General features: G+C 66.3%; 14 protein-coding genes. 7 read left to right on the forward strand and 7 right to left on the reverse strand.

The window, feature by feature from the left end:
* Positions 1-18 precede the first annotated feature (18 nt).
* On the forward strand, positions 19-1329 hold the full coding sequence (locus QMG84_RS03720; protein WP_281928760.1) for an IS4 family transposase: 1311 nt from the start codon (positions 19-21) through the stop codon (positions 1327-1329).
* Between the two features lie 144 nt (positions 1330-1473).
* On the opposite strand, the gene QMG84_RS03725 is transcribed toward QMG84_RS03720, so the two are convergent.
* The 6 genes from QMG84_RS03725 to QMG84_RS03750 all read right to left on the reverse strand — a co-directional run bounded on the left by QMG84_RS03725 (position 1474) and on the right by QMG84_RS03750 (position 9961).
* Positions 1474-2253 carry a purine nucleoside phosphorylase YfiH/LACC1 family protein gene (locus QMG84_RS03725; RefSeq protein ID WP_281930545.1) on the reverse strand — a complete coding sequence of 260 codons (780 nt, stop codon included), beginning with the start codon at positions 2251-2253 and terminating at the stop codon, positions 1474-1476.
* 109 nt (positions 2254-2362) lie between these two features.
* The gene (locus QMG84_RS03730) at positions 2363-3445 is read right to left on the reverse strand and encodes a class I SAM-dependent methyltransferase (protein ID WP_281930547.1); all 1083 of its coding nucleotides are present in this window, start codon (positions 3443-3445) and stop codon (positions 2363-2365) included.
* Positions 3442-4266: a prolipoprotein diacylglyceryl transferase gene (lgt, locus tag QMG84_RS03735; protein WP_281930549.1), complete on the reverse strand. Its 825-nt coding sequence runs from the start codon at positions 4264-4266 to the stop codon at positions 3442-3444. Before lgt ends, QMG84_RS03730 begins: the two co-directional genes overlap by 4 nt.
* A 172-nt stretch (positions 4267-4438) precedes the next feature.
* Positions 4439-6646, reverse strand: a complete 2208-nt coding sequence (locus tag QMG84_RS03740; protein WP_281930551.1) for a 3-hydroxyacyl-CoA dehydrogenase NAD-binding domain-containing protein — start codon at positions 6644-6646, stop codon at positions 4439-4441.
* A 145-nt stretch (positions 6647-6791) separates the two neighbouring features.
* A complete protein-coding gene (locus QMG84_RS03745) occupies positions 6792-8000 on the reverse strand; it encodes an acetyl-CoA C-acetyltransferase (protein ID WP_281930553.1) in 1209 nt (402 codons plus the stop codon).
* Between the two features lie 167 nt (positions 8001-8167).
* Positions 8168-9961 (reverse strand): acyl-CoA dehydrogenase C-terminal domain-containing protein, encoded by a 1794-nt coding sequence (locus QMG84_RS03750; RefSeq protein ID WP_281930555.1) that lies wholly within the window; start codon positions 9959-9961, stop codon positions 8168-8170.
* A 384-nt stretch (positions 9962-10345) separates the two neighbouring features.
* Between QMG84_RS03750 and QMG84_RS03755 the strand changes: the two genes are divergently transcribed.
* The 4 genes from QMG84_RS03755 to QMG84_RS03770 all read left to right on the forward strand — a co-directional run bounded on the left by QMG84_RS03755 (position 10346) and on the right by QMG84_RS03770 (position 17218).
* A complete protein-coding gene (locus QMG84_RS03755) occupies positions 10346-14515 on the forward strand; it encodes an SEL1-like repeat protein (protein ID WP_281930557.1) in 4170 nt (1389 codons plus the stop codon).
* A 124-nt stretch (positions 14516-14639) separates the two neighbouring features.
* On the forward strand, positions 14640-14927 hold the full coding sequence (locus QMG84_RS03760) for a hypothetical protein (protein WP_281930559.1): 288 nt from the start codon (positions 14640-14642) through the stop codon (positions 14925-14927).
* 287 nt (positions 14928-15214) lie between these two features.
* Positions 15215-15805, forward strand: coding sequence for a hypothetical protein (locus QMG84_RS03765; RefSeq protein ID WP_202073050.1), 591 nt, complete (start codon positions 15215-15217; stop codon positions 15803-15805).
* 195 nt (positions 15806-16000) lie between these two features.
* Entirely contained in the window at positions 16001-17218 is a 1218-nt protein-coding gene (locus QMG84_RS03770; RefSeq protein WP_434085970.1) for a lytic murein transglycosylase, read from the forward strand.
* A 278-nt stretch (positions 17219-17496) separates the two neighbouring features.
* Here the strand turns inward: QMG84_RS03770 and QMG84_RS03775 are convergent, their stop codons facing one another.
* A complete protein-coding gene (locus QMG84_RS03775; RefSeq protein WP_281930560.1) occupies positions 17497-18657 on the reverse strand; it encodes an AI-2E family transporter in 1161 nt (386 codons plus the stop codon).
* 297 nt (positions 18658-18954) lie between these two features.
* On the opposite strand from QMG84_RS03775, the gene QMG84_RS03780 reads away from it, so the two are divergent.
* On the forward strand, positions 18955-19209 hold the full coding sequence (locus QMG84_RS03780; protein ID WP_202073048.1) for a hypothetical protein: 255 nt from the start codon (positions 18955-18957) through the stop codon (positions 19207-19209).
* A gap of 70 nt (positions 19210-19279) precedes the next feature.
* Positions 19280-19894, forward strand: coding sequence for a ribonuclease D (locus QMG84_RS03785; RefSeq protein ID WP_281930563.1), 615 nt, complete (start codon positions 19280-19282; stop codon positions 19892-19894).
* Positions 19895-19903 lie beyond the last annotated feature (9 nt).

A 19903-nucleotide genomic window follows, 5' to 3' on the forward strand; every position in this document is an offset into this window, starting at 1 on the left:
GGAAAAAGGGGGGTCTCGTTGCATCGGGGCCTCGTCGCGCGGCCGTGCGCGCGCATCCGTCGGATCGCCGGCGGGCGGCGGGCGCAGGAGGTGCGGCTCGCGCGCTTCCTGCGCAATCCTGCGGTGACCGCCGAGGAGATGGCGCGGCACGCCGCCGGGCTCACAGCGGCGCGGGCGGCGGGTCGCGACATAGTGGTGGCGCAGGACACCAGCGAGCTGGCGCTCGGCGGCAAGCGCGCGCAGGCGAACGGCTATGGGCCGGTCGGCAAGGGCGGCGGGACGCGCGGCCTTTTGCTGCACGCGGCCCTGGCGCTCGACGCCGGCACGGGCGCGCTGCTCGGCCTCGCTCATGCCGAGGTCTGGAACCGCGACACGGGGGCCAAGGTCGCGGCGCGGCGCTCGCGCGCGCTCGCGGACAAGGAATCGCAGCGCTGGCTCGATGTGGCGACGCATGCGCGCGAGGATTTCGCGGCGGCGAAGCGGATCACTGTCGTCTCGGATCGGGAGAGCGACATCTACGCGCATCTCGCGCAGCGTCCGGGCGGCGTGGAGCTGATTGTGCGCGCCTGCCAGAACCGGACGATCGCCGCAGACGGCGAGGATGCGATCGAGCTTTTGTTCCCCTTCGCCGACGGATTGGCCGAGGCGGGCCGCTTCGTCGCCGAGATCCCGGCGGCTCCGGGACGCAAGGCGCGCAAGGCGGCGCTCGCGGTCCGCGTCTCGCCGGTCACTTTGCGCAAGCCGCGCCACGGCGCGCGCGACTTGCCGGACGCGGTCGGCGTGACTTTGGTCGACGTGCGCGAGGTCGGGGCCGCCGAGGGCGTCGCGCCCATTCATTGGCGGCTTCTCACGACCCATGCGGCGACGAGCCTGGCCGAGGCGCGCCGGGTGATCGACCTCTATCGAATGCGCTGGACCATCGAGGAATTCTTCCGCACGCTGAAGACGGCGGGCTTCGAGATCGAGCAGGCCGACATCTGCGATCCGAAAGTGATGATCAAGCTGGTGGCGGCGACGGCGGTCGCCGCTGTGACGGTCATGCAACTGGTCAAGGCGCGCGACGGCGCGACCGACCAGTTGCTGACGGACGCTTTCGAGCCCGAGGACGAAGCGCTGCTCGAGGCCGTCTCGGCGAAGCTCGAGGGCGCGACGGCCCGCCAGAAGAACCCCCACCGCAAAGGCAGCCTCGCCTTCGCCGCCTGGGTCGTCGCCAGGCTCGGCGGCTGGACCGCCTATTACGGAAAGCCCGGCCCCAAAGTAATGCGCCAGGGCCTCGACGACTTTCGACGAATAAAGTTCGGAGCCGCGCTGACCTTCTACGATGTGTGAATCCGATAGCGCTTCGCGGGAGAGGGGGCAGGCTGCCACCTTCATCTACCATGTAGATCGCGAGCGTCCCCTCTCTCGCGCATAGCCCGGCGAAAGACGGGCGTCTTCCAGACGCCCTATGGCGCGGGAGGGACAGGGAGGGGGTCAGGCGACCAACCCAATCGCCGACACGAGCCGCCCATAATCCGGCTCCTTGCGGTGCACGCTGCGGCGATAGCTGAAGCAGCGCGCCTCGTCGGCGTAGGTGTCGATTCCCAGCGCCTGAAACGATGCGGCCTCGAGCCGCGCCACGCGATGGGCGATGAATCCCTGCAGGTCGAACATCGCATGGCCCTCACGAACTGAGGGCGCGAAGAAGCGTGCGTAACTCGCGTCTTCTTCTATGAAGTGCGCGGAAAACTCCGGCCCGACCTCATAGCTCGTCGCGCCGATCGCGGGACCCAGCGCAATGTGGAGGTCGGCGCGGCGCGCGCCCTGCGCCTCCATGGCGGCGACGGTCGCTTCGATCATGCCGGTGAGCGCGCCCTTCCAGCCCGCATGGCAGGCGCCGATCACGCCGGCGCGCGCGTCGGCGAAGAGCAGCATGCCGCAATCGGCGCCCGTGACGCCGAGCGCGAGCGCGGCTTCGCGCGTGACGAGCCCGTCGCAGCGTGGCCGCGTCTGCGGCGCCCAGGGCGCGCTGACGGTGAGCGCGTCGGCGGAGTGGATTTGATAGGGCACCAGCAGCCGCTCGGTGGCGACGCCAAGATGCGCGGCCATGCGCGCGCGGTTCTCGGCGACGCGCTCCGGCGCGTCCATCGAGCCGACCCCGCCATTGAGCGAGCCATAGACGCCTTCCGACACGCCGCCCGCGCGGGTGAAAAAGGCATGGCGCACGCCGGGCAGGTCGAGGTTAGGCGCGGTGAGGGCGGTGGGGATGGTCATCGTGAATCCTAGCCAAGCATCCCGTCATTGCGAGCGGAGCGAAGCAATCCAGAGCTACATCACGGGGCTGGATTGCTTCGTCGCTTCGCTCCTCGCAATGACGCGATCTCTATACAATGAAGCCCGGCATATCCGGCATGTCGGGATGCGTCACCGCCATGACCTTGAACAAATCTCCCATCTGCCGACGCGGGTCTTGCGCGCCTGTCAGGCGGTCCAGGGCGTCGATGATGGCGCGCTGCTGCTCGGGCGTCGCGCGTTTCATCAGCGTTTCGGCGCGTCGCTCGATGCCGAGCTGCAACAGGAAATGCGCTTGTGTCACCGGCCCCATCACTTTGGCGCCCGCCGCCCGCGCGGCGCGGGCAAGGGCGGCGAAATCCACATGGGTGGTCAGATCGGCTTCCCCAGGCGCGGCGAGCGGATCGACATAGGCGTGTTTCGCCACAGCCTGCAGGCTGTCGCCGAGCGACGTTTCGAGATAGCCGTAGTCGATGACGAGAAGCGCGCCGCCCTCACGCACGAGCCGCGCCGCGATCTCGCTCATGATGCGTTGCGCGACGGCGCCCACTTCGATGATCGACCCCTCGCGCGCCGGGACGTTCAACGAGGCTTCGAGCTGGTCGGACAGGCCGAAGGTGAGCTCGCCCATGGCGTCGACGCCCACGAGCCGCTCGCGCCAGCCTTGCGCCGTCTTGACGTAATGGCGCACCGGCAACGCGTCGAAGAATTCATTGGCGAGAATGATGGCCGGGCCCGGCGGCGTGTCGTTGACGTCGACGCTCCAGCTCACGGGTTTCGGCGCGTCGGCGAGCGTCTGCTCCTGGATCGCGCGCAGCGCCGGGCTGGTTTCGACGAGATGCACGCTGATGGCGTCGAGAAAAGGCGGCGCAATGCGTGCGACGCGCAAGACGTCCGACATCAGCGTGCCGCGTCCGGGGCCAAGCTCGACAAGCCGCGCGGGAGAGGGCGCGCCCGCCATGCGCCAGGCTTCGCTCGCCCAAACGCCTAGCAGCTCGCCGAACATCTGGCTGATCTCCGGCGCCGTGACGAAATCGCCGGCCGCGCCGAAAGGATCGCGCGTCATGTAATAGCCGTAGCTCGGATGTCCGAGGCAGAGGCTCATATAGTGTTCGAGCGTCATCGGCCCTTCATGGGCGATCAACGCGGCGATTTCCTGTTTCAGCGCGGTCATGCGAGCGCGCTCCGGCGGCGCAGCGAGAAGATGAGAAGGACCGCGCCGATGACGACGAGCGGCAGCGACAGGGTCATGCCCATGGTGAGGCCATTGGGCAGCGCCTCCTGCACAGGGTCCGGCTCGCGGAAGAACTCGCAGAAGATGCGCGCGGCGCCATATCCGAGGCCGAAAAGCCCCGTTACGAGTCCCGGCCGCCTTAAGGCGCCGCCGCGCGCGGCCAGCCAGAGAAGGATGAACAGCGCGACGCCTTCGAGCCCCGCTTCATAAAGCTGGCTCGGATGGCGGGGCATGTCGCCAGCGCCCGGAAAAACCATGGCCCAGGGAACGTCGCTGGGCCGTCCCCACATCTCTGGCTTGATGAAATTGGCGAGCCGACCGAAGAACAGGCCGATCGGCGCGACGGCCGCGCAAATATCCGAGATGGTGAGGAAGGGCAGGGCGCGCGCGCGGGCGAACAGCCACATGCCGATGATGCAGCCGATGAGCCCGCCGTGAAAGGCCATGCCGCCCTTCCAGGTTTGGAAGATCTCCAGCGGGTGGGCGAGGTAAAAGGATGGATCGTAGATCAGCACATGGCCGAGCCGCCCGCCGATGATGATCCCGAGCGCGGCGTTGACCAGAAGATCGTCCACGCCCTCGCGCGTCGGCCGAGGCTGGTTCGCAGCCCAGAGCCGCTCGTTGGAGACGAGCGCGCGCAGCCCCATCCAGCCGAAGATGAAGCCGCCAATATAGGCGAGCGCATACCAGCGGATCGGCAGCGGGCCGAGATGGACGGCGACCGGATCGACGATGGGGAAGGGCAGGAGGAAGAAGGGCATGAAACGGGTCCGGCGCGGCCCGGATGTCGCGCCGCGTTAAGCTTTCTAGCGGCGGCGCGTGAGGATGTCATGTCCCCCGACGCCGTCATTGCGAGCGAAGCGACGCAATCCAGGGCCGAGATGGGGCTCTGGATTGCTTAGTCGCTTCGCGCCTCGCAATGACGAGAAAGCTTTACGCCGCCTTTTGCTGCGTCCCGAAGCGGCCGTAGAAGGTCTCCCCCTTCGCCGCCATGTCGCGCAGAAGCTGCGGCGGCTCGAAGCGGGGGCCGTGCTTGGCGGCGAGCTTGTCGCAGAGCGCCACGAATGCCTTCGTTCCCATGCCGTCGATATAGCTCAGCGTGCCGCCGGTGAAGGGCGCAAAGCCAAAGCCCAGGATCGAGCCGACGTCGGCCTCGCGGGGATCGGTGACGACGCCCTCGGCGAGGGTGCGCGCGGCCTCGACTGCCTGCGTCACGAGGAAGCGCTGCTCGAGCTCCTTGACGTCGAGCGTATCGGGATCGAGCTGCGCCTCGGCGAGCGCCGAGAGGCCGGGCCACAGGCTCTTCTTGCCGTCCGGATGGTAGTCGTAGAAGCCCTTGCCGTTTTTGCGGCCGAAGCGGCCTTCTTTTTCGACCATATAGCCGAGTACGCGCTCCTGGGCGGGGTCGATCGCCTTTTCGCCGAGGTCTTTCTTCGTCGCCTGCAAAATCTTCCAGCCGAGATCGAGCGCGACTTCGTCGTTGAGCGACAGGGGGCCCACCGGCATGCCGGCCATGCGCGCGACATTCTCGATCATCGCCGGCGGCACGCCCTCGGTGAGCATGATCTGCCCTTCGCGTACGAAGTTCAGCACGCAGCGATTGGCGTAGAAGCCGCGCGTGTCGTTCACGACGATGGGCGTCTTCTTGATGATGCGGATGAAATCGAGCGCCGTGGCGAGCGCGCGGTCGCCGGTCTTCTTACCCACGATCACTTCGACGAGTAGCATCTTCTCGACCGGCGAGAAGAAATGGATGCCGATGAAGTTCTCGGGCTTCTGCGCCGTCTCCGCGAGCGAGGTGATCGGCAGCGTCGATGTGTTGGAGGCGAAGATCACATCGCCGCCCACGACATCCTGCGCGCGCTTGGTGACGTCAGCCTTGACCGCGCGGTCTTCGAACACCGCTTCCAGCACGAGATCGCAGCCCGCAAGCGCGGCGTAATCGGCGGTGGTGTGAACGCGCGCAAGTAGCGCATCCTTCTCCGCCGGCGTGGCGCGGCCCTTGGCGACGGAGCCCGAGATGAGCTTGTCGATCGTCGCTTTTCCCTTGTCGGCGCTCTCCTGATCGCGGTCGATGAGCACGACATCGAGCCCGTTGAGCGCGCTGATATAGGCGACGCCGGCGCCCATGAAGCCCGCGCCGAGAATGCCGATCTTTTTGAGATTGGTCGGCGGAACGTCGGCGGGGCGATGGGCGCCCTTCTCCAGCTCGTTCTTCGAGAGGAAGAGCGAGCGGATCATGGCCGCAGCTTCCTTCGAGCGCAGAATATGCGCGAACCAGCGCGACTCGACGGTGAGGCCCTGATCCATCGGCAATTGCAGGCCTTCATAGACCGCATGCAGAATGGCGCGCGCCGCAGGATAGTTGTTGTAGGTCTCGCGACGCAGAATGGCGTTGGCGGCGGGCCAGATCATCATGCCGGTCGGCGAGAACACTTTGCCGGAAGGATTTTTGAAGTCCTTCACGTCCCAGGGCGCCAGCGCCTTGCCGCCATTGACAATCCATGCGCGGGCGCGCGCCACGATCTCTTCCCGAGGCGCAATCTCCTGCACGAGCTTGGCGCCGAGCGCGGCTTTCGGCTTTACCTGATCGCCGCGGAACAGGAATTGGAGCGCGTCGCCGGTCTGCATGATGCGCGCGACGCGCTGCGTGCCGCCGGCGCCGGGGAAGAGGCCGACCTTGATTTCCGGTAGGCCGACTTTGGTTTTTTCGTCATCGGCCATCACGCGATAATGGCAGGCGAGCGCCAGCTCGAAGGCGCCGCCCAGGCACACGCCATTGATGGCGATGGCGAAAGGTTTGCCGCAGGTCTCGAGCTTTCGATAGAGCAGCGAGAGCTTGCGCGAATTTTCGAAGAAGAGCTTGTTCGCGACTTCCTCGCCTTGCTCCTTCAGCGCCTTGGCGTATTGCGCCGCGCCCTGTTGCAGCATGGAAAGATCGGCGCCGCCCGAGAAGGCGCTCTTGCCCGAGGCGATGACGCAACCCTTGATGTCGGCGTTGTTGACCACAGCGTCGATGACAGAGTCGAGTTCCGCCATCACCTCCGGGTTGATGACGTTCATCGAGCGGCCGGGCATGTCCCAGGTCAGGAGCGCAACGCCATCGGCGCCGGTCTCGAAGCGGAAATTGGCGAGGTTCATTGTTTCGCTCCCAAAAGATCTGTTCGACTCCCTCTCCCGCTCGCGGGAGAGGGTGGCCCCGCGAAGCGGGGTCGGGTGAGGGCCCTCATCCGTCATGCCTTCGGCATGACACCTTCTCCCGCGAGCGGGAGAAGGAGGGGCGTCGTCACACCCGCTCGATAATCGTCGCAGTTCCCATTCCTGCGCCGATGCAAAGCGTCACGAGCGCCGTCGATTTGCCCGTGCGCTCCAGCTCGTCCAAGGCGATGCCGACGAGCATCGCGCCCGTCGCGCCGAGTGGGTGGCCCATGGCGATGGCGCCGCCATTCGGATTCACTTTCGCGGGATCGAGATCGAAGGCTTGCAGGTAGCGCAGCACGACCGCGGCGAAAGCCTCATTGATCTCGATGAGGTCGATGTCGTCGAGCGTCATCCCGGAGCGCGCGAGCACTTTCTTGGTCACGTCCACCGGGCCCGTCAGCATGATCGCCGGCTCGGAGCCGATATTGGCGAAGGCGCGAATTTTTGCGCGGGGCTTCAGACCCAGTTTTTCGCCGGCTTCCTTCGAGCCGACAAGCACGGCCGCCGCGCCGTCGACGATGCCTGATGAATTGCCGGCGTGATGCACGTAATTGAGCTTCTCGATCGCCGGATAGGCCTGGATGGCCACCGCGTCGAAGCCGCCCTGCTCGGCGAAGAAGCCGAAGGAAGGTTTCAGCGCCGCGAGCGACTGCATATTGGTGTCTGGCCGCATATGCTCGTCGCGATCGAGGATGGTGAGGCCGTTCACATCCTTTACCGGCACGACGGATTTCGTAAAGCGGCCTTCCGTCCAGGCGGTCGCGGCGCGTTTTTGCGACTCGACGGCATAGGCGTCGACGTCGTCGCGCGAGAAGCCGTATTTCGTCGCGATGAGATCGGCCGAGACGCCCTGCGGCATGAAATAAGAGGGAATGGCGATGGTCGGATCGACCGGCCAGGCGCCGCCCGAGGCGCCGATGCCGACGCGGCTCATGCTCTCGACGCCGCCGCCGATGGCGAGATCGTGCTGGCCCGACATGATTTCGCCGGCTGCGAAATTCACTGAGTCGAGGCCGGAGGCGCAGAAGCGGTTGATCTGCACGCCGGGCACTTTGTACGAATAGCCCGAGGCAATCGCCGAAGCGCGGGCAATGTCGCCGCCCGCTTCTCCGACAGGATCGACGCAACCAAGAATAACGTCGTCGACCTCGACGCCGGCAAGATTGTTGCGCTCCTTGATCGCTTTCAGCGCCGTATTGGCGAGGCCGAGCGAGGAGACCTCATGCAGCGAACCATCCGGCTTGCCGCGCCCGCGCGGGGTGCGAACGGCGTCGTAGATATAGGCTTCGGGCATGGTGTTTCCTCTTTCTTATCGCTTTCCCCTCTCCCGTTTGCGGGAGAGGGTGGCCCTCGCGTGCGCGAGGGTCGGGTGAGGGCCCTCATCCATCATGCCATGAGTCATCTCAAAGAAGCTTGCGGCATGACGTCTTCTCCCGCGGGCGGGAGAAGGGATTCGCTTGCTTAAAACATCTCCGGCGCCAGTGACATCATCGTGTCGGCGCCGCTCACGATGCGCGCGAGGCGCAGGCTCGTCTCGGGGAGCATGCGCTCCATATAGAAGCGCGCGGTCGTCAGCTTCGCCTCCATCAGCGCCGCCGTCTCGGGCTCGCGGACCTGCTTCTCCAAAGCCGCCGCGGCGATCTTCACCCACATCAAAGCGAGCGCGACGCGCCCCAAGAGATGCATATAATCATAGGACGCGGCGCCGGCGTTGTCGGGCTTCGCCATGGCGTTTTGCATGAGCCACATGGAGGCCTTCTGCAGATCGGCGAGCGCCGCCTGCGCGGGCGCGACGAAGGGCTTCATCGCCTCATTGGCGCTATGGCCGCCCAGAAGCTCCGCGCCTTCCTTGAAGAAAGCCATGATGGCGCGCCCGCCCTCGCGCGGCAGCTTGCGGCCGACGAGGTCGAGCGCCTGAATGCCATTGGCGCCCTCGTAGATCATGGCGATGCGGGCGTCGCGCACGAATTGCTCCATGCCCCATTCGCGAATGTAGCCATGCCCGCCAAAGACCTGCTGCGCCTTTACCGCGTTCTCGAAGCCGACGTCGGTGAGCATGCCTTTCAGCACCGGCGTCAACAGCCCGAGCCTGTCGTCCGCCGCCTGTCGCGCCGCCGGATCGCCGGAGCGATGCGCAATGTCGCTGTCGAGCGCGGCGGAGAGCGCCAAAGCGCGCGCCGCCTCGTTGAAGGCCTTGATCTCGAGCAGCATGCGCCGCACGTCGGGGTGGACGATGATCGGGTCGGCTTTCTTTTCCGGATATTTCGGCCCCGTCAGCGCACGGCCCTGCAGGCGCTCCTTGGCATAGGCGAGCGCGTTTTGGTACGCGACCTCGGACTGCGCGAGCCCCTGCATGGCGACGCCGAGCCGCGCCTCGTTCATCATCACGAACATGGCGTTGAGGCCGCGATTGGCCTCGCCGATGAGATAGCCCGTCGCGCCGTCGTAATTCATCACGCAAGTGGCGTTGCCGTGAATGCCCATCTTCTCTTCGATGGAGCCGCAGGAGACGCCGTTGCGTTGCCCAAGCGACCCGTCGGCGTTCACCAGCACCTTTGGGACGATGAAGAGTGAGATGCCCTTCACCCCGGCCGGCGCCCCCTCGAGTCGCGCCAGCACGAGGTGGATGATGTTTTCGGAAAGATCATGCTCGCCGGCGGAGATAAAAATCTTCTGCCCGGTGATCGCGTAGGCGCCGTCGGCGCGCGGGACCGCCTTGGTGGTGAGCAGCCCGAGATCCGTGCCGCATTGCGGCTCTGTCAGATTCATCGTGCCGGTCCAGCGGCCTTCGATCATCGCCGGCGCGTAAAGCTTCTTCTGCTCCGGCGAGCCATGCGTCAGCAGCGCCGCCAGCGCCCCTTGCGTGAGGCCCGGATACATGGCGAAGGCCATGTTCGCCGATGAGGCGAACTCGCTCATCACCATGGTGAGCGAATAGGGCAGGCCCTGGCCGCCATATTCGGGCGGCGCGGAGAGGCCGATCCAGCCCCCGCCGGCATAGGCCTCGAAAGCCGATTTGAAGCCCGCGGGCGTCGTGACGCTCCCGTCTGGATGGCGCTTGCAGCCATTGGCGTCGCCGGAGGCGTTGAGCGGCGCGAGGACCTCCTCGCAGAGCTTGCCGGCTTCGCCGAGAATTTGCCCCGTCAGGTCGGGGGAGGCGTCCGCGAAGCCCTCCAGATTGCCGAATCGTTGAATGTTCAGGACGTCATTGAGCAGAAACAGCGTGTCGTCGACGGGCGCTTTATAGCTCGGCATCAAGGGCTCCTTGCAGATTCCCCAGAGCCGGGTGGCCCCGACTCGGGGGAGGGACGCCGTTCGCGTCTTAGGTAGAGAGGGCCGCCGGTCCGCGCAATAGTACATGAACGCAGCTCAAAACGGCTTTGATGGACTGTCTATTTCAGCGATCTTATCCGCGGGCTGAGCGATTCGCTTGCTCGAGCGGATCAGATTTTGGTGACGATGCGTTGAGCGCCCGCGACGCCCAGGCGGCGGTTAACGGCATATTTACCTTGATTGACGGAAAGTCGCCGTCACCGACGCCACGGCGTCGAGCGTAAAGCGCGATTCGCGCGGTCCCTGCGTCGGTTCCCCCAGTTTTTCTCGAGCTATCCGTCAGTCGGATCCGCCGGACATAGACTTATGAGCAAGGGTCTTTCCCGCAAATACCGTGGTCCCGATTACGAGCCGCGCGAGGCCGCTCGCGCCGAGGCGCGCCGTTCGGGAAAAAGCCTCGGCGACTGGCTCGACGACGCGATCCGGGAGCCCGCCAGGGACGACGACGAGGGCGACTTCGACGCCGACGGCGGCGATCGGCTGGAGGAAATCACGCGCCGCCTCGCGCGCCCGAGCGGCGAGCGCCGCCATGAGCGCGAGGATTTCCGGCAGCCGCGTCGTTGGCGGGACGAGGTTGACGACCGTCGCGCGTCCGCCCGCCGGCGACAGGACGACGCCTTTGACGAAGATGAGGAGCGCTCCACGTGGGAGCGCGACGACTTTGCGTCCCATTCGCAGCGCGGCCGTGACCGGCGCGAGCCGGAATTCGCTGGACGGCGGCCCCGCGACGAGCGTCGCGTCGATCCGGAAGCCATCGTCGCCGAGGCGACGGAGGTCGTCGAGCGCCGCGTCGCGGCTCATGAGCGCCAAACGGCGCGCGCCTTCGAGAATCTGGCCGAGCTGATCAAGCGTGGCCAGCGCGGCGGCGAGAGCGCCGCCGTCAAACGCGCGGTTTCGGCTTTCGCGGAACGCGCCGACGCCAATGAGCGCCACACCGCACGCGCTTTGAAGAATCTCGCCGGCCTGCTGGAGCAGCATCAGCGCGGGCGCGAGACGGCGGAGGAAGGTCTCGCTTTTCTCGCCGAGCGTCTCGGGCGCATCGAGTCGCGGCTCGCCGAGCAGCCTTCCGCCAATGCGAGCGTGCGGCCGATCCGCTCGGCCCTGGCGCGGCTCGAATCGCGGCTGGACCGCCTGGCGGGCCCCGAGGACGACTGCGATGTCGACACGGCGCCGAGCGGCCGCGATCGTCGGCGCGACGACATTTCACGTCGTCTCGAAGACGAGCAGACGGCGCCGGCGGCGACCGCTGCGATGGGCGGCGCCAGCTCCGCCGCCCTGGAGCAGGGCCTGCGCTCGGGCCAGCAACTTTCCCGCCGGCCGCTTGCAGACGCCATCGCCGAGATCACCCAGCGTCAGCGCGTCCTCGACGACTTCGCCGCGCCTTCCGCCGCGCCGGCCCCAGCTCCCGCGGCCGATCTTGCCGACGACGAAACGCCCGCCAAGCGCTTCACCACTGTGAACGCCTCGCTCGACGCCCTGTTGCAGCAAGTGGAAGGCCTTCGCCAGCAGGGCGGCGAACGCGCCGACCAGCAGCTCGTGACCATGCGGCAGATCGAGGGTCTGCGCCGCGAAATCGAGGAGATGGCGCGCGCCGTCGGCGATCTTGCGCCGCGCGCCTCCGTCGCCTCCGTCGAATCGGCGTTGCGCGACCTGTCGCGCCGCATCGAGACGCAGCGCGATCGCGGCGTCGCCGCGGACCTCCTGGCGCCTGCCGAGGGGATTGCAGGAGAATTGCGCGCCGTCGTGCGCGACCTCGATCCGAGCCCGATCCTGCGCAGCCTCGACGCCGACGTTCAGGCGATCGGCCGCCGGCTCGACGCCATGCAGGCGCCCGACGCCGCCGATATGGCGGCGGTTCGGCAGCTTGCGACGCAGGCGCGCGAGATCAAGGACCAGCTCGGCGCCATGGCGGCGCGTCCGCTGCCCCTGGAAAAAATCGAGACGCGGCTTTTCGATCTGACGCAGCGCGTCGAGGGGCTCGCGCATGCGAGCGCCGGTCCGGCGCAAGCCGCAGCGGCTCTCGACATGGGCGAATTGGTGCGGTCGATCCGCTCGATCGTCGCTTCTGAAACCGGCACGAGCTTCGAGACCTTCAACAGCCGTCTCGAATATCTTGCCGGCAAGTTCGACGAGGCCGTTCTCGGCGCGGGCGCTCAACGCTTCGACGAACTCGGGCAGCGCATCGATGCGCTCGGTCGCGATCTCGGCGAACGGATCGACAGCGCCGTCGCCCAGAAGCCAGCGGACACAGCCTCGCTCGAGCATTTGATCGCCAATCTGGGCCGCAAGATCGACTCTGTTCTCGACGATCGGCCGCATGCGCCGGGTTTCGAGGAGCTCGGCCGCAAGCTCGAGCGCTTGGAAAAACGCTTCGATCCTGCGGAGATGTCGGCGCATCCCGTCGCCGATCGGCAATTCGCCGAGCTGGCGCAGCGCATCGACGTGGTTCGCGAGACGCTGGCGCAGCGCCTCGAGCCGGGCGCGCTCGACAATCCTCAGCTCGACGAGATCGCCCGACGTCTCGAGCGCATGCACGGCGCGCTCACGCAACGCGCCGAGGACTCCTATCGCGTCGAGACGCAACAAAAGGATCTGACGGCGCTCGTCGAGCAGCTCGCCACGCGCATGAATCAGGCGCTCGATCCGCGCGGCGACGCCGAGGCGCTGAAGGCCCTCGAAAGCCAGATCGGCGCCCTGTCGCAGCGCCTCGACCGCAATGATCGCAACGGCGCGGCGCTCAGCGGCGTCGAGTCGCGGATCGCCGCCCTCGTCGCGCAGATGGAGGAAACCAAGGCGGCGACGACGCTCGCGGCCGAAGAAGCGGTGCGTCGCGCCACGCAGGACATTCTGCGTCAGGCGAACCCGGCGCCGGGCGCGCTTCGTGAGGCGCTGGAGCGCGAGCTCGCCGACATTCGCAAGGCTCAAGACGAAGCGGGCGAGCGCACGCATGAGACTTTGCTCGCCGTGCACGAGACGCTGGAGCGCGTCGTCGACCGTCTGGCGATGTTCGAGGACGAGCTGAGCGACATGCGCAGCGAAGCGGCGGCCCCTGCGCCCGCCGCCCCATTCTCGGCCCCCGCCGCATCCCCGCGCCGGGGCGACGGGCGCGCGCCGGAGCTGGCGGTCGAGCCGCGCTCGGCTCCCCGCAGCGGCTTGGACGACGCCGAAAATCTGATGGATTTGCTGGTGCAGCCGGGCGCGCCGCGCCCGCAGCGCCGCGAGCCGGGATTTGCGTCGCCTGGGGCAAAGCAGGAAAGGTCCGAGCCGGTTCAGACCGACTTTATCGCGGCAGCGCGCCGCGCGGCGCAACAGGCCGCCATGGACGCCGAGGCGGCTGAAAAATCGCAGCAGGCGCGCCGTTCGGCCGCCCGGCCGGCAAGCGCGCCGGCGGCGGAGCAGAACCCGGCCAAGGGCGGCTTGGTCGGCGCCATTCAGGAGCGCAAGCGCCCGCTGTTGCTCGGCCTCGGCGCTTTGGTGCTGCTCATCGGCGCCTATCAGATCGCCCGCGTCGGCATCCAGACCGCCGACGTCAACGCCCACGCCAATCACGAGATGAGCGACGCGGCTCCGGCTGAGACGGCGCCCGGCGCCGAAGCCCCCGTTGCCACGCCGGCCGAGCCCGCTCCGGCGGCGAAAGCTGCTGCGCCCGCCGCTCCCGCCCGCGCGCCGGAGACGCCGAAAGCGCCGCCGCCGCGCATGATCGCGCCCCATACCGAAAATGCGCCGGTCGATCCGACGCCCGTTGGATCGATCTCGAGCCCCAGCCCGCTGTCGGCGCCCGACGCCATCGGCGTCATCAAAGTATTGGCGCAGCAAGGTCTGCCGGCGGCGCAATATGAGCTGGCGGTCCGCTACGCCGACGGTCGCGGCGTCGCCCGCGACGCGAAAGCCGCCGCGGAGTGGTTCGAGAAGGCGGCGAGCCAGGGCCTCGTTCCGGCGCAATACCGGCTCGGCTCCTTCTATGAAAAGGGCGTGGGCGTCGAGCGCGACTATGGGCGCGCCCGCAAATACTATCTTTCCGCCGCCGAGGCGGGCAACGCCCGCGCCATGCACAATCTCGCGGTGCTGCTTGCCGAGGGCGGGGACGGCGGCAAGCCGGATTATCCTGCGGCCTCGGAATGGTTCCGCAAAGCGGCGGAATATGGCGTGCGCGACAGCCAGTATAATCTGGCGATCCTTTACGCCCGGGGGCTCGGCGTCACGCAGAGCCTCACGCAGTCTTACCTGTGGTTCTCCGCCGCCGCGGAACAGGGCGACGCCGACGCCGGCAAGAAGCGCGACGAGGTCGCCGCGCGGCTCGACTCGAAGGAGCTTGCGACCGCCAAATCTCTGGCGGCGGGCTTCCACGCCAAGGAGCCGGTTCGCGAGGCCAATGACGTGCTGCCGCCCAAGGGCGGCTGGGAAAGCGTCAAGGATCCGGCCGCCGCGAAGGGCGGGACGAAGCCGGCGCAAAAGGCTAAACTCTCGGCGATTTGAGCGCTATGAAGGGCGCGAGCCGTCAAGTTTTCGCCGTTCATTTACGGTTAATCGACGCCTGACGCATAACGTCGCGATGTCGCAGGCTTTTTGAGAGCCGCGGCCGCTTTTTGGGAGAATCGGGATGAGAAAAACCACCGCCGCGATCCTCGCCGTCTCGGCGATCGGGGCTTTGACGCTTGCGGCCGCGCCGGCGCGGGCGGATTCGGCTGGCGCCGCTGTGGCCGCGGGCATCGGCGGCTTCGCGCTCGGCGCTATCGCCGGCGGCGCACTGGCTCAGCCGGCTCCGCCGCCGCCGGTCTATTACGCCCCGCCGCCGCCGCCGCCGCCGCGCTGCTGGGTCGAGCGCCGCCCTGTCTTCGACGAATATGGCGTCGAAATCGGCTCGCGCCCGCGCCGTATCTGCGAATAAGAGACTCCACGAGTCCATTTCCGTTTGAACAGCTTGCCTCGCGGCATGTCATTCCCGGCGGGCTGAAAGCCCGACCGGGAATCCAGAGCCACAGTAGCTCGTGTTGCCCCGGATTACCGATCGCTCGCTTTGCGAGCGTCGGGAATGACAGCGAACCAACCAAGCGGATCTCGCATAAGAGACAGAGCGCCGGACCGCTGCATGCGGTCCGGCGCTCATTTTTTGCGCAGTGGCACGTCGGTTGCTCGTTCTTCGCCGCACCAATTCCAATGGCGAAGAGTAACCACATGACGAGCATTCTCGATACCGCCTTCAAGACCCTCGAGGAGCAGGGCCGCCTTCTCAACGCAGTCCTCAAGGGCCCCACGGAAAAGCCCGGCCGTTATGGCTTTCGTGGCGAATTGGCGCTGATTTTCGCGGAGACGCTCGCCGATGAGAAGCGCCCGCCGGAGCGTTCGGTCGACCAGGTGATTGCAATCGCGAATGTCGGAGAACCGACAATTCCGTTCTTTGCTTGTTATCTTCATTCCTTCGAATGGCTGACCGACCTTGCCTCGGTGACGAAGGGCCTGTTCTCGCCCGAGGGGAAGTATTTCATTTTCTGCAACAACATCGACCTCCTCGCCAAATATGAGGTCGAGATCGACGGCATTACCTATAACGTGCTGCCGATCGACGAGGCGACGGTCTATAACGAGCTGCTCGAGCTGCTCTATCTCGAGAAGGGCGACCTCAAGAAGCTCTCCACCGCCGGCAAGACCGACGCCGTCGCCGACGCGGCGCTGGGCTTCAACGCCAAATATGACGTGATCAGCTACGCTCAGGGCGTGGAGCGCATGGGCCCGGTCCGCAACAGGAACGCGAACCGGCCTGTCTAGGCGGGCTGGAACTGCTCGAATTCTTCGCAACCGATCTTGATCGCCGCCGGTGATGCGCCGGCGGCGCATTTTGTATGTTCGCCACAATTCCTTCCTTGCGCCTTATTTTCGAAGCGCGCGGCGGTTAACGCTGGCGAACGGCGCGCGGCGACAGAGCGAGCCTGCCGCGCCCGAGACAACGCGCCGAGCGTGCGCATGGCGAATGAAAAACAACCCTTGTTGGGCTACCCTTCCTGCATGAAGGCGAATCACCTCCTCCTGGCCTCGGCCGCGCTTCTCCTCCTTGCGGCCCCCGCCCGCGCGGAATGGTCTTCCTGTCTCTCGAGCCTGCGTCACACGGCGGCGGGCGCCGGCGTCAGCCAGCAGACAATTGCCTCGGCGACGGACGGTCTGGAGCCCAATGACGCAGTCAGTTTCATGGACAAGCAGCCGGAGTTCACGACCCCGGTCTGGGATTATGTCGCCGGCCTCGTCGACGAGGAGCGCGTCGAGGAAGGGCGCGCGATGCTGCATAAATACGGCCATGCGCTGCAGTCGGCCGAGGGGCATTACGGCGTCGATCCGGCGACCGTCGTCTCTGTGTGGGGCGTCGAGAGCGATTTCGGCAAGAGCTTCGGCAAACGCCCGGTCGTGCAGTCGCTAGCCACGCTCGCCTGCGAGGCCCCGCGGCGCAACGACTATTGGCGCAAGGAATTCGTCGCCGCGCTCAAGATTCTCGATAGCGGCGACATTCGCGCCGATGAGTTCATCGGCTCCTGGGCCGGCGCCTTCGGCCACACGCAATTCATGCCCTCGACCTTCTTAGGGACGGCCGTCGATCTCGATGGTGACGGGCGTCGCAATATTGCGAGCTCGGCAGCCGATTCGCTCGGCTCCACCGCCAATTATCTGAGAAAGAGCGGCTGGCGCTCGGGCGAGCGCTGGGGCTTCGAGGTGCGTCTGCCCGAGGGCTATTCCGGCCCCTCCGGCCGCACGCATAAGCAGCCGATGTCCTTTTGGGAGTCGCGCGGCGTGACTCGTCTCGACGGGAGCGGGCTCGGCGGCGGCGCCGCGGGCCTACTGCTGCCGGCGGGACGCAACGGTCCGGCCTTTCTCGTGACCAAGAATTTCGACGCGGTCTACGCCTATAACGCGGCTGAGTCTTATGCGCTCGCGATTTGCGTGCTCTCCGACCGGCTGCGCGGGCGTCCCGGCATTCAGACGCCCTGGCCCACGGACGATCCGGGCCTGTCGCGGGCGGAGCGGCGGGAGCTGCAGTCGCTTCTGATCCGCGCGGGCTATGAGGTCGGCGACCCCGATGGCGTGATCGGGACCAAGTCGAAGGAAGCCATCGCCGACTATCAGAGCCGCGTCGGCCTGCCGCGCAACGGCAGGGCAAGCCTGAAAGTGCTGCAGGCGCTGCGGGGCCGCTGACAACGGATCGCGAGCCTTCAGGCTCGCTCCAGGAATCTTTCTCAGGGAAAAGCGAGCCTGAAGGCTCGCGCAGTCTGTAGACGAACCTCGGAGGCGGCCTCGTCCTTCGAGACGCGAGCTTTGCTCGCTCCTCAGGATGAGGCCTAAGTGTTTGAGAGAAGTAGCAAAAGATCCTCATGCTGAGGAGCCTGCGCAGCAGGCGTCTCGAAGCACAAGGGGCGTTATCGCCACTATCTCAGCAGCCTATGCGAGCCTGAAGGCTCGCGGTCCAGGGGGTTTCAAACGGCTTCAGCCCCGCTGCGGGACGAAGACAAAAGCTGGGGCGGCGCCTCCTTGGCGGCGGCCTTTTCGGGCGTCGTCGACGCGATTTCCTCCGCAACCCAGGCGCTTCCCACCTCCCAGACGACGGCGAGCACCACCGGGCCAACGAAGAGGCCCGCGACGCCATGGGCGAGCACGCCGCCGATCACGCCGATGAAGATGATCGGGATCGGCGTCGAGAGCCCATGTGCGAAGATGAAGGGCTTCAACACATTGTCCATGTAATTGACGCTCAGCATGCAGATCGTCAGGCCGATCGCGCCGGGGGTCGACAGATTTGTCCAGGCCCAGAAAACCACCGGCGCGACGATCACCAGCGGCCCGATCTGAATAATGCCGAGCACCAGTATGGCGACCGACAGCAGATTCGCGCCCGGGACGTTGGCAAGATACATGCCCAGGCCGCCGATCACCGCCTGCATGATCGAGAGCCCCATCACGCCGCGTGACACGGCGTTGATGGTGGCGCCGGCAAGGCTGAGATATTTTTCCCCATTGGCCGGATCGATGCGCCGCGCCAGGGCCCGCATGCCGATCATGAGCTGGCTCGCATAGGCGAGCAAAAAGCCCGAGAGGATCACCGACAACAGGAATTTCAGCGTGCCGAGGCCCGCATTGCGGGCCATGGACAGCAGATATTCGCCGACAGGCTTGAGCTCCGGCAGGATCTGCGCGAGCGCGCTTTTGAGATTGGTCGAGGCGAGCTCCCAATAGGCGTGGATCTGCGCCCCGACGATCGGCCAGCTTTTGATCGATTCCGGCGGCGGCGGAACGGCGATGTCGCCATTGTTCAAGCCGGCGATCACGCCTTTGACCGGGTCGATGACGCCGACGCCCATCCATGTCACGGGGCCGATGACCAGGATCAGCGCCGCCACGGTGATGAGGGCGGCGGCGATCGTGCCCCGGTCGCCGAGCCAGGACGAGAGCTTGTCGAAGAGCGGAAAGAGCGCAACCGCGACAACGACGCTCCAGACGATCATCGCCCCGAAGGGCTGGATGATGACGAAGGTCCAATAGACCAGGAAACCGATCACGAAGAGCCGTATCGACACTTCGATGAAGACGGCGTTGAAACGCCGGTCGGCGCCATTGAAGATGTTTGTCTCGTCGGCCACGCGGGAATCCTGCGATGCGCTGTGATGCGGCCGGAGAGTGGACGCGCGCCGCTCCTCTGGCAAGGGGCGTGCGCGCTTTCGGGGCCTGGCGCCGCTAACCCATTTTTTTAGGATGCGGCCAGGCGCGTCCGCGCGCGCTTTTCTGTCCATTCGTTAAAAAGCGTTTCAAATCAGACTTGTTGCGGCAACGACTGAGTTACAGTGGCATGTTACCGCCGTGTAATGTTCGTCGCCGCGCCAAGGTCGCGCTTGTTGCCGCTGGCGGACGCCAACATTACCGGACAGGAGCTATTTTCTATGGCGGAGATCGACGAGGCCGAGGCCACCCATGGGCCGGAAGGCGATCTCGCGAAGCTGGAGCAGGCGCTGGTGGAAGCGCATTACCTCGGCCTGTCCTTGCGGGCGCTCGCCGGGAATCGCGACTTCCGTTACGCGGCCATTACGGTTTCTATCGCGGAGTTGCTGATCGGCTGGGCCCGGTTCGTCGGGGAGCGGCTTCAACAGGGCGAGAATCCTTTCACCACCGGCCCCGGCGCCCGCGGTAAGGAATAAAGGCGGATTTTAGACATGCGTCCGCCTTTTCGAATAGGATGGGGAAAGCCTTCCTAACGAATCGGGCGCTATGACCATCAGACTGCACCAAGGCGACCTCCCCTCGGCGGTTACGACATCGCCCATCGTCGCCATCGACACCGAGACGCTGGGCCTCAATCCGCACCGCGACCGGCTGTGTCTTGTTCAGCTTTCCTTCGGCGACGGCGACGCCGAACTTGTCCAGATCGCCAAGGGCCAGACCAGCGCGCCCAATCTGGTGCGGCTGCTGACCGACCCGAAGGTGTTGAAGCTGTTCCATTTCGCCCGGTTCGATCTGGCGATCCTGGCCAAGACCTTCGGCGTCATGCCGGCGCCGGTCTATTGCACCAAGATCGCCTCCAAGCTCACGCGCACCTATACCGATCGGCACGGGCTGAAGGAGCTCGTGCGCGAGCTGGCCAGCGTCGAGATTTCGAAGCAGCAGCAATCTTCGGACTGGGGCGCCGCGACGCTCACCGACGCCCAGCAGGCTTACGCCGCCTCCGACGTTCTCTATCTGCACCAGCTCAAAGAGAAGCTCGACGTCATGCTGGCCCGCGAGGGGCGGACGGAGCTCGCCCAGGCGTGCTTCGACTTCCTGCCGGCCCGCGCCCAGCTCGACATCGCCGGCTGGCCGGAGACGGACATCTTTTCCCATGAATGAGCAGCGGGC

Origin of the sequence: Methylocystis iwaonis, assembly GCF_027925385.1 — a bacterium.
Lineage (GTDB): Bacteria > Pseudomonadota > Alphaproteobacteria > Rhizobiales > Beijerinckiaceae > Methylocystis > Methylocystis iwaonis.

Bases quoted from the DNA above. Each gene is read 5' to 3' on its own strand.
- QMG84_RS03725 (WP_281930545.1), bottom strand. From the start codon at position 2,253: ATGACCATCCCCACCGCCCTCACCGCGCCTAACCTCGACCTGCCCGGC.
- QMG84_RS03730 (WP_281930547.1), bottom strand. From the start codon at position 3,445: ATGACCGCGCTGAAACAGGAAATCGCCGCGTTGATCGCCCATGAAGGG.
- lgt (WP_281930549.1), bottom strand. From the start codon at position 4,266: ATGCCCTTCTTCCTCCTGCCCTTCCCCATCGTCGATCCGGTCGCCGTC.
- QMG84_RS03740 (WP_281930551.1), bottom strand. From the start codon at position 6,646: ATGAACCTCGCCAATTTCCGCTTCGAGACCGGCGCCGATGGCGTTGCG.
- QMG84_RS03745 (WP_281930553.1), bottom strand. From the start codon at position 8,000: ATGCCCGAAGCCTATATCTACGACGCCGTTCGCACCCCGCGCGGGCGC.
- QMG84_RS03750 (WP_281930555.1), bottom strand. From the start codon at position 9,961: ATGCCGAGCTATAAAGCGCCCGTCGACGACACGCTGTTTCTGCTCAAT.
- QMG84_RS03755 (WP_281930557.1), top strand. From the start codon at position 10,346: ATGAGCAAGGGTCTTTCCCGCAAATACCGTGGTCCCGATTACGAGCCG.
- QMG84_RS03760 (WP_281930559.1), top strand. From the start codon at position 14,640: ATGAGAAAAACCACCGCCGCGATCCTCGCCGTCTCGGCGATCGGGGCT.
- QMG84_RS03765 (WP_202073050.1), top strand. From the start codon at position 15,215: ATGACGAGCATTCTCGATACCGCCTTCAAGACCCTCGAGGAGCAGGGC.
- QMG84_RS03770 (WP_434085970.1), top strand. From the start codon at position 16,001: ATGGCGAATGAAAAACAACCCTTGTTGGGCTACCCTTCCTGCATGAAG.
- QMG84_RS03780 (WP_202073048.1), top strand. From the start codon at position 18,955: ATGGCGGAGATCGACGAGGCCGAGGCCACCCATGGGCCGGAAGGCGAT.
- QMG84_RS03785 (WP_281930563.1), top strand. From the start codon at position 19,280: ATGACCATCAGACTGCACCAAGGCGACCTCCCCTCGGCGGTTACGACA.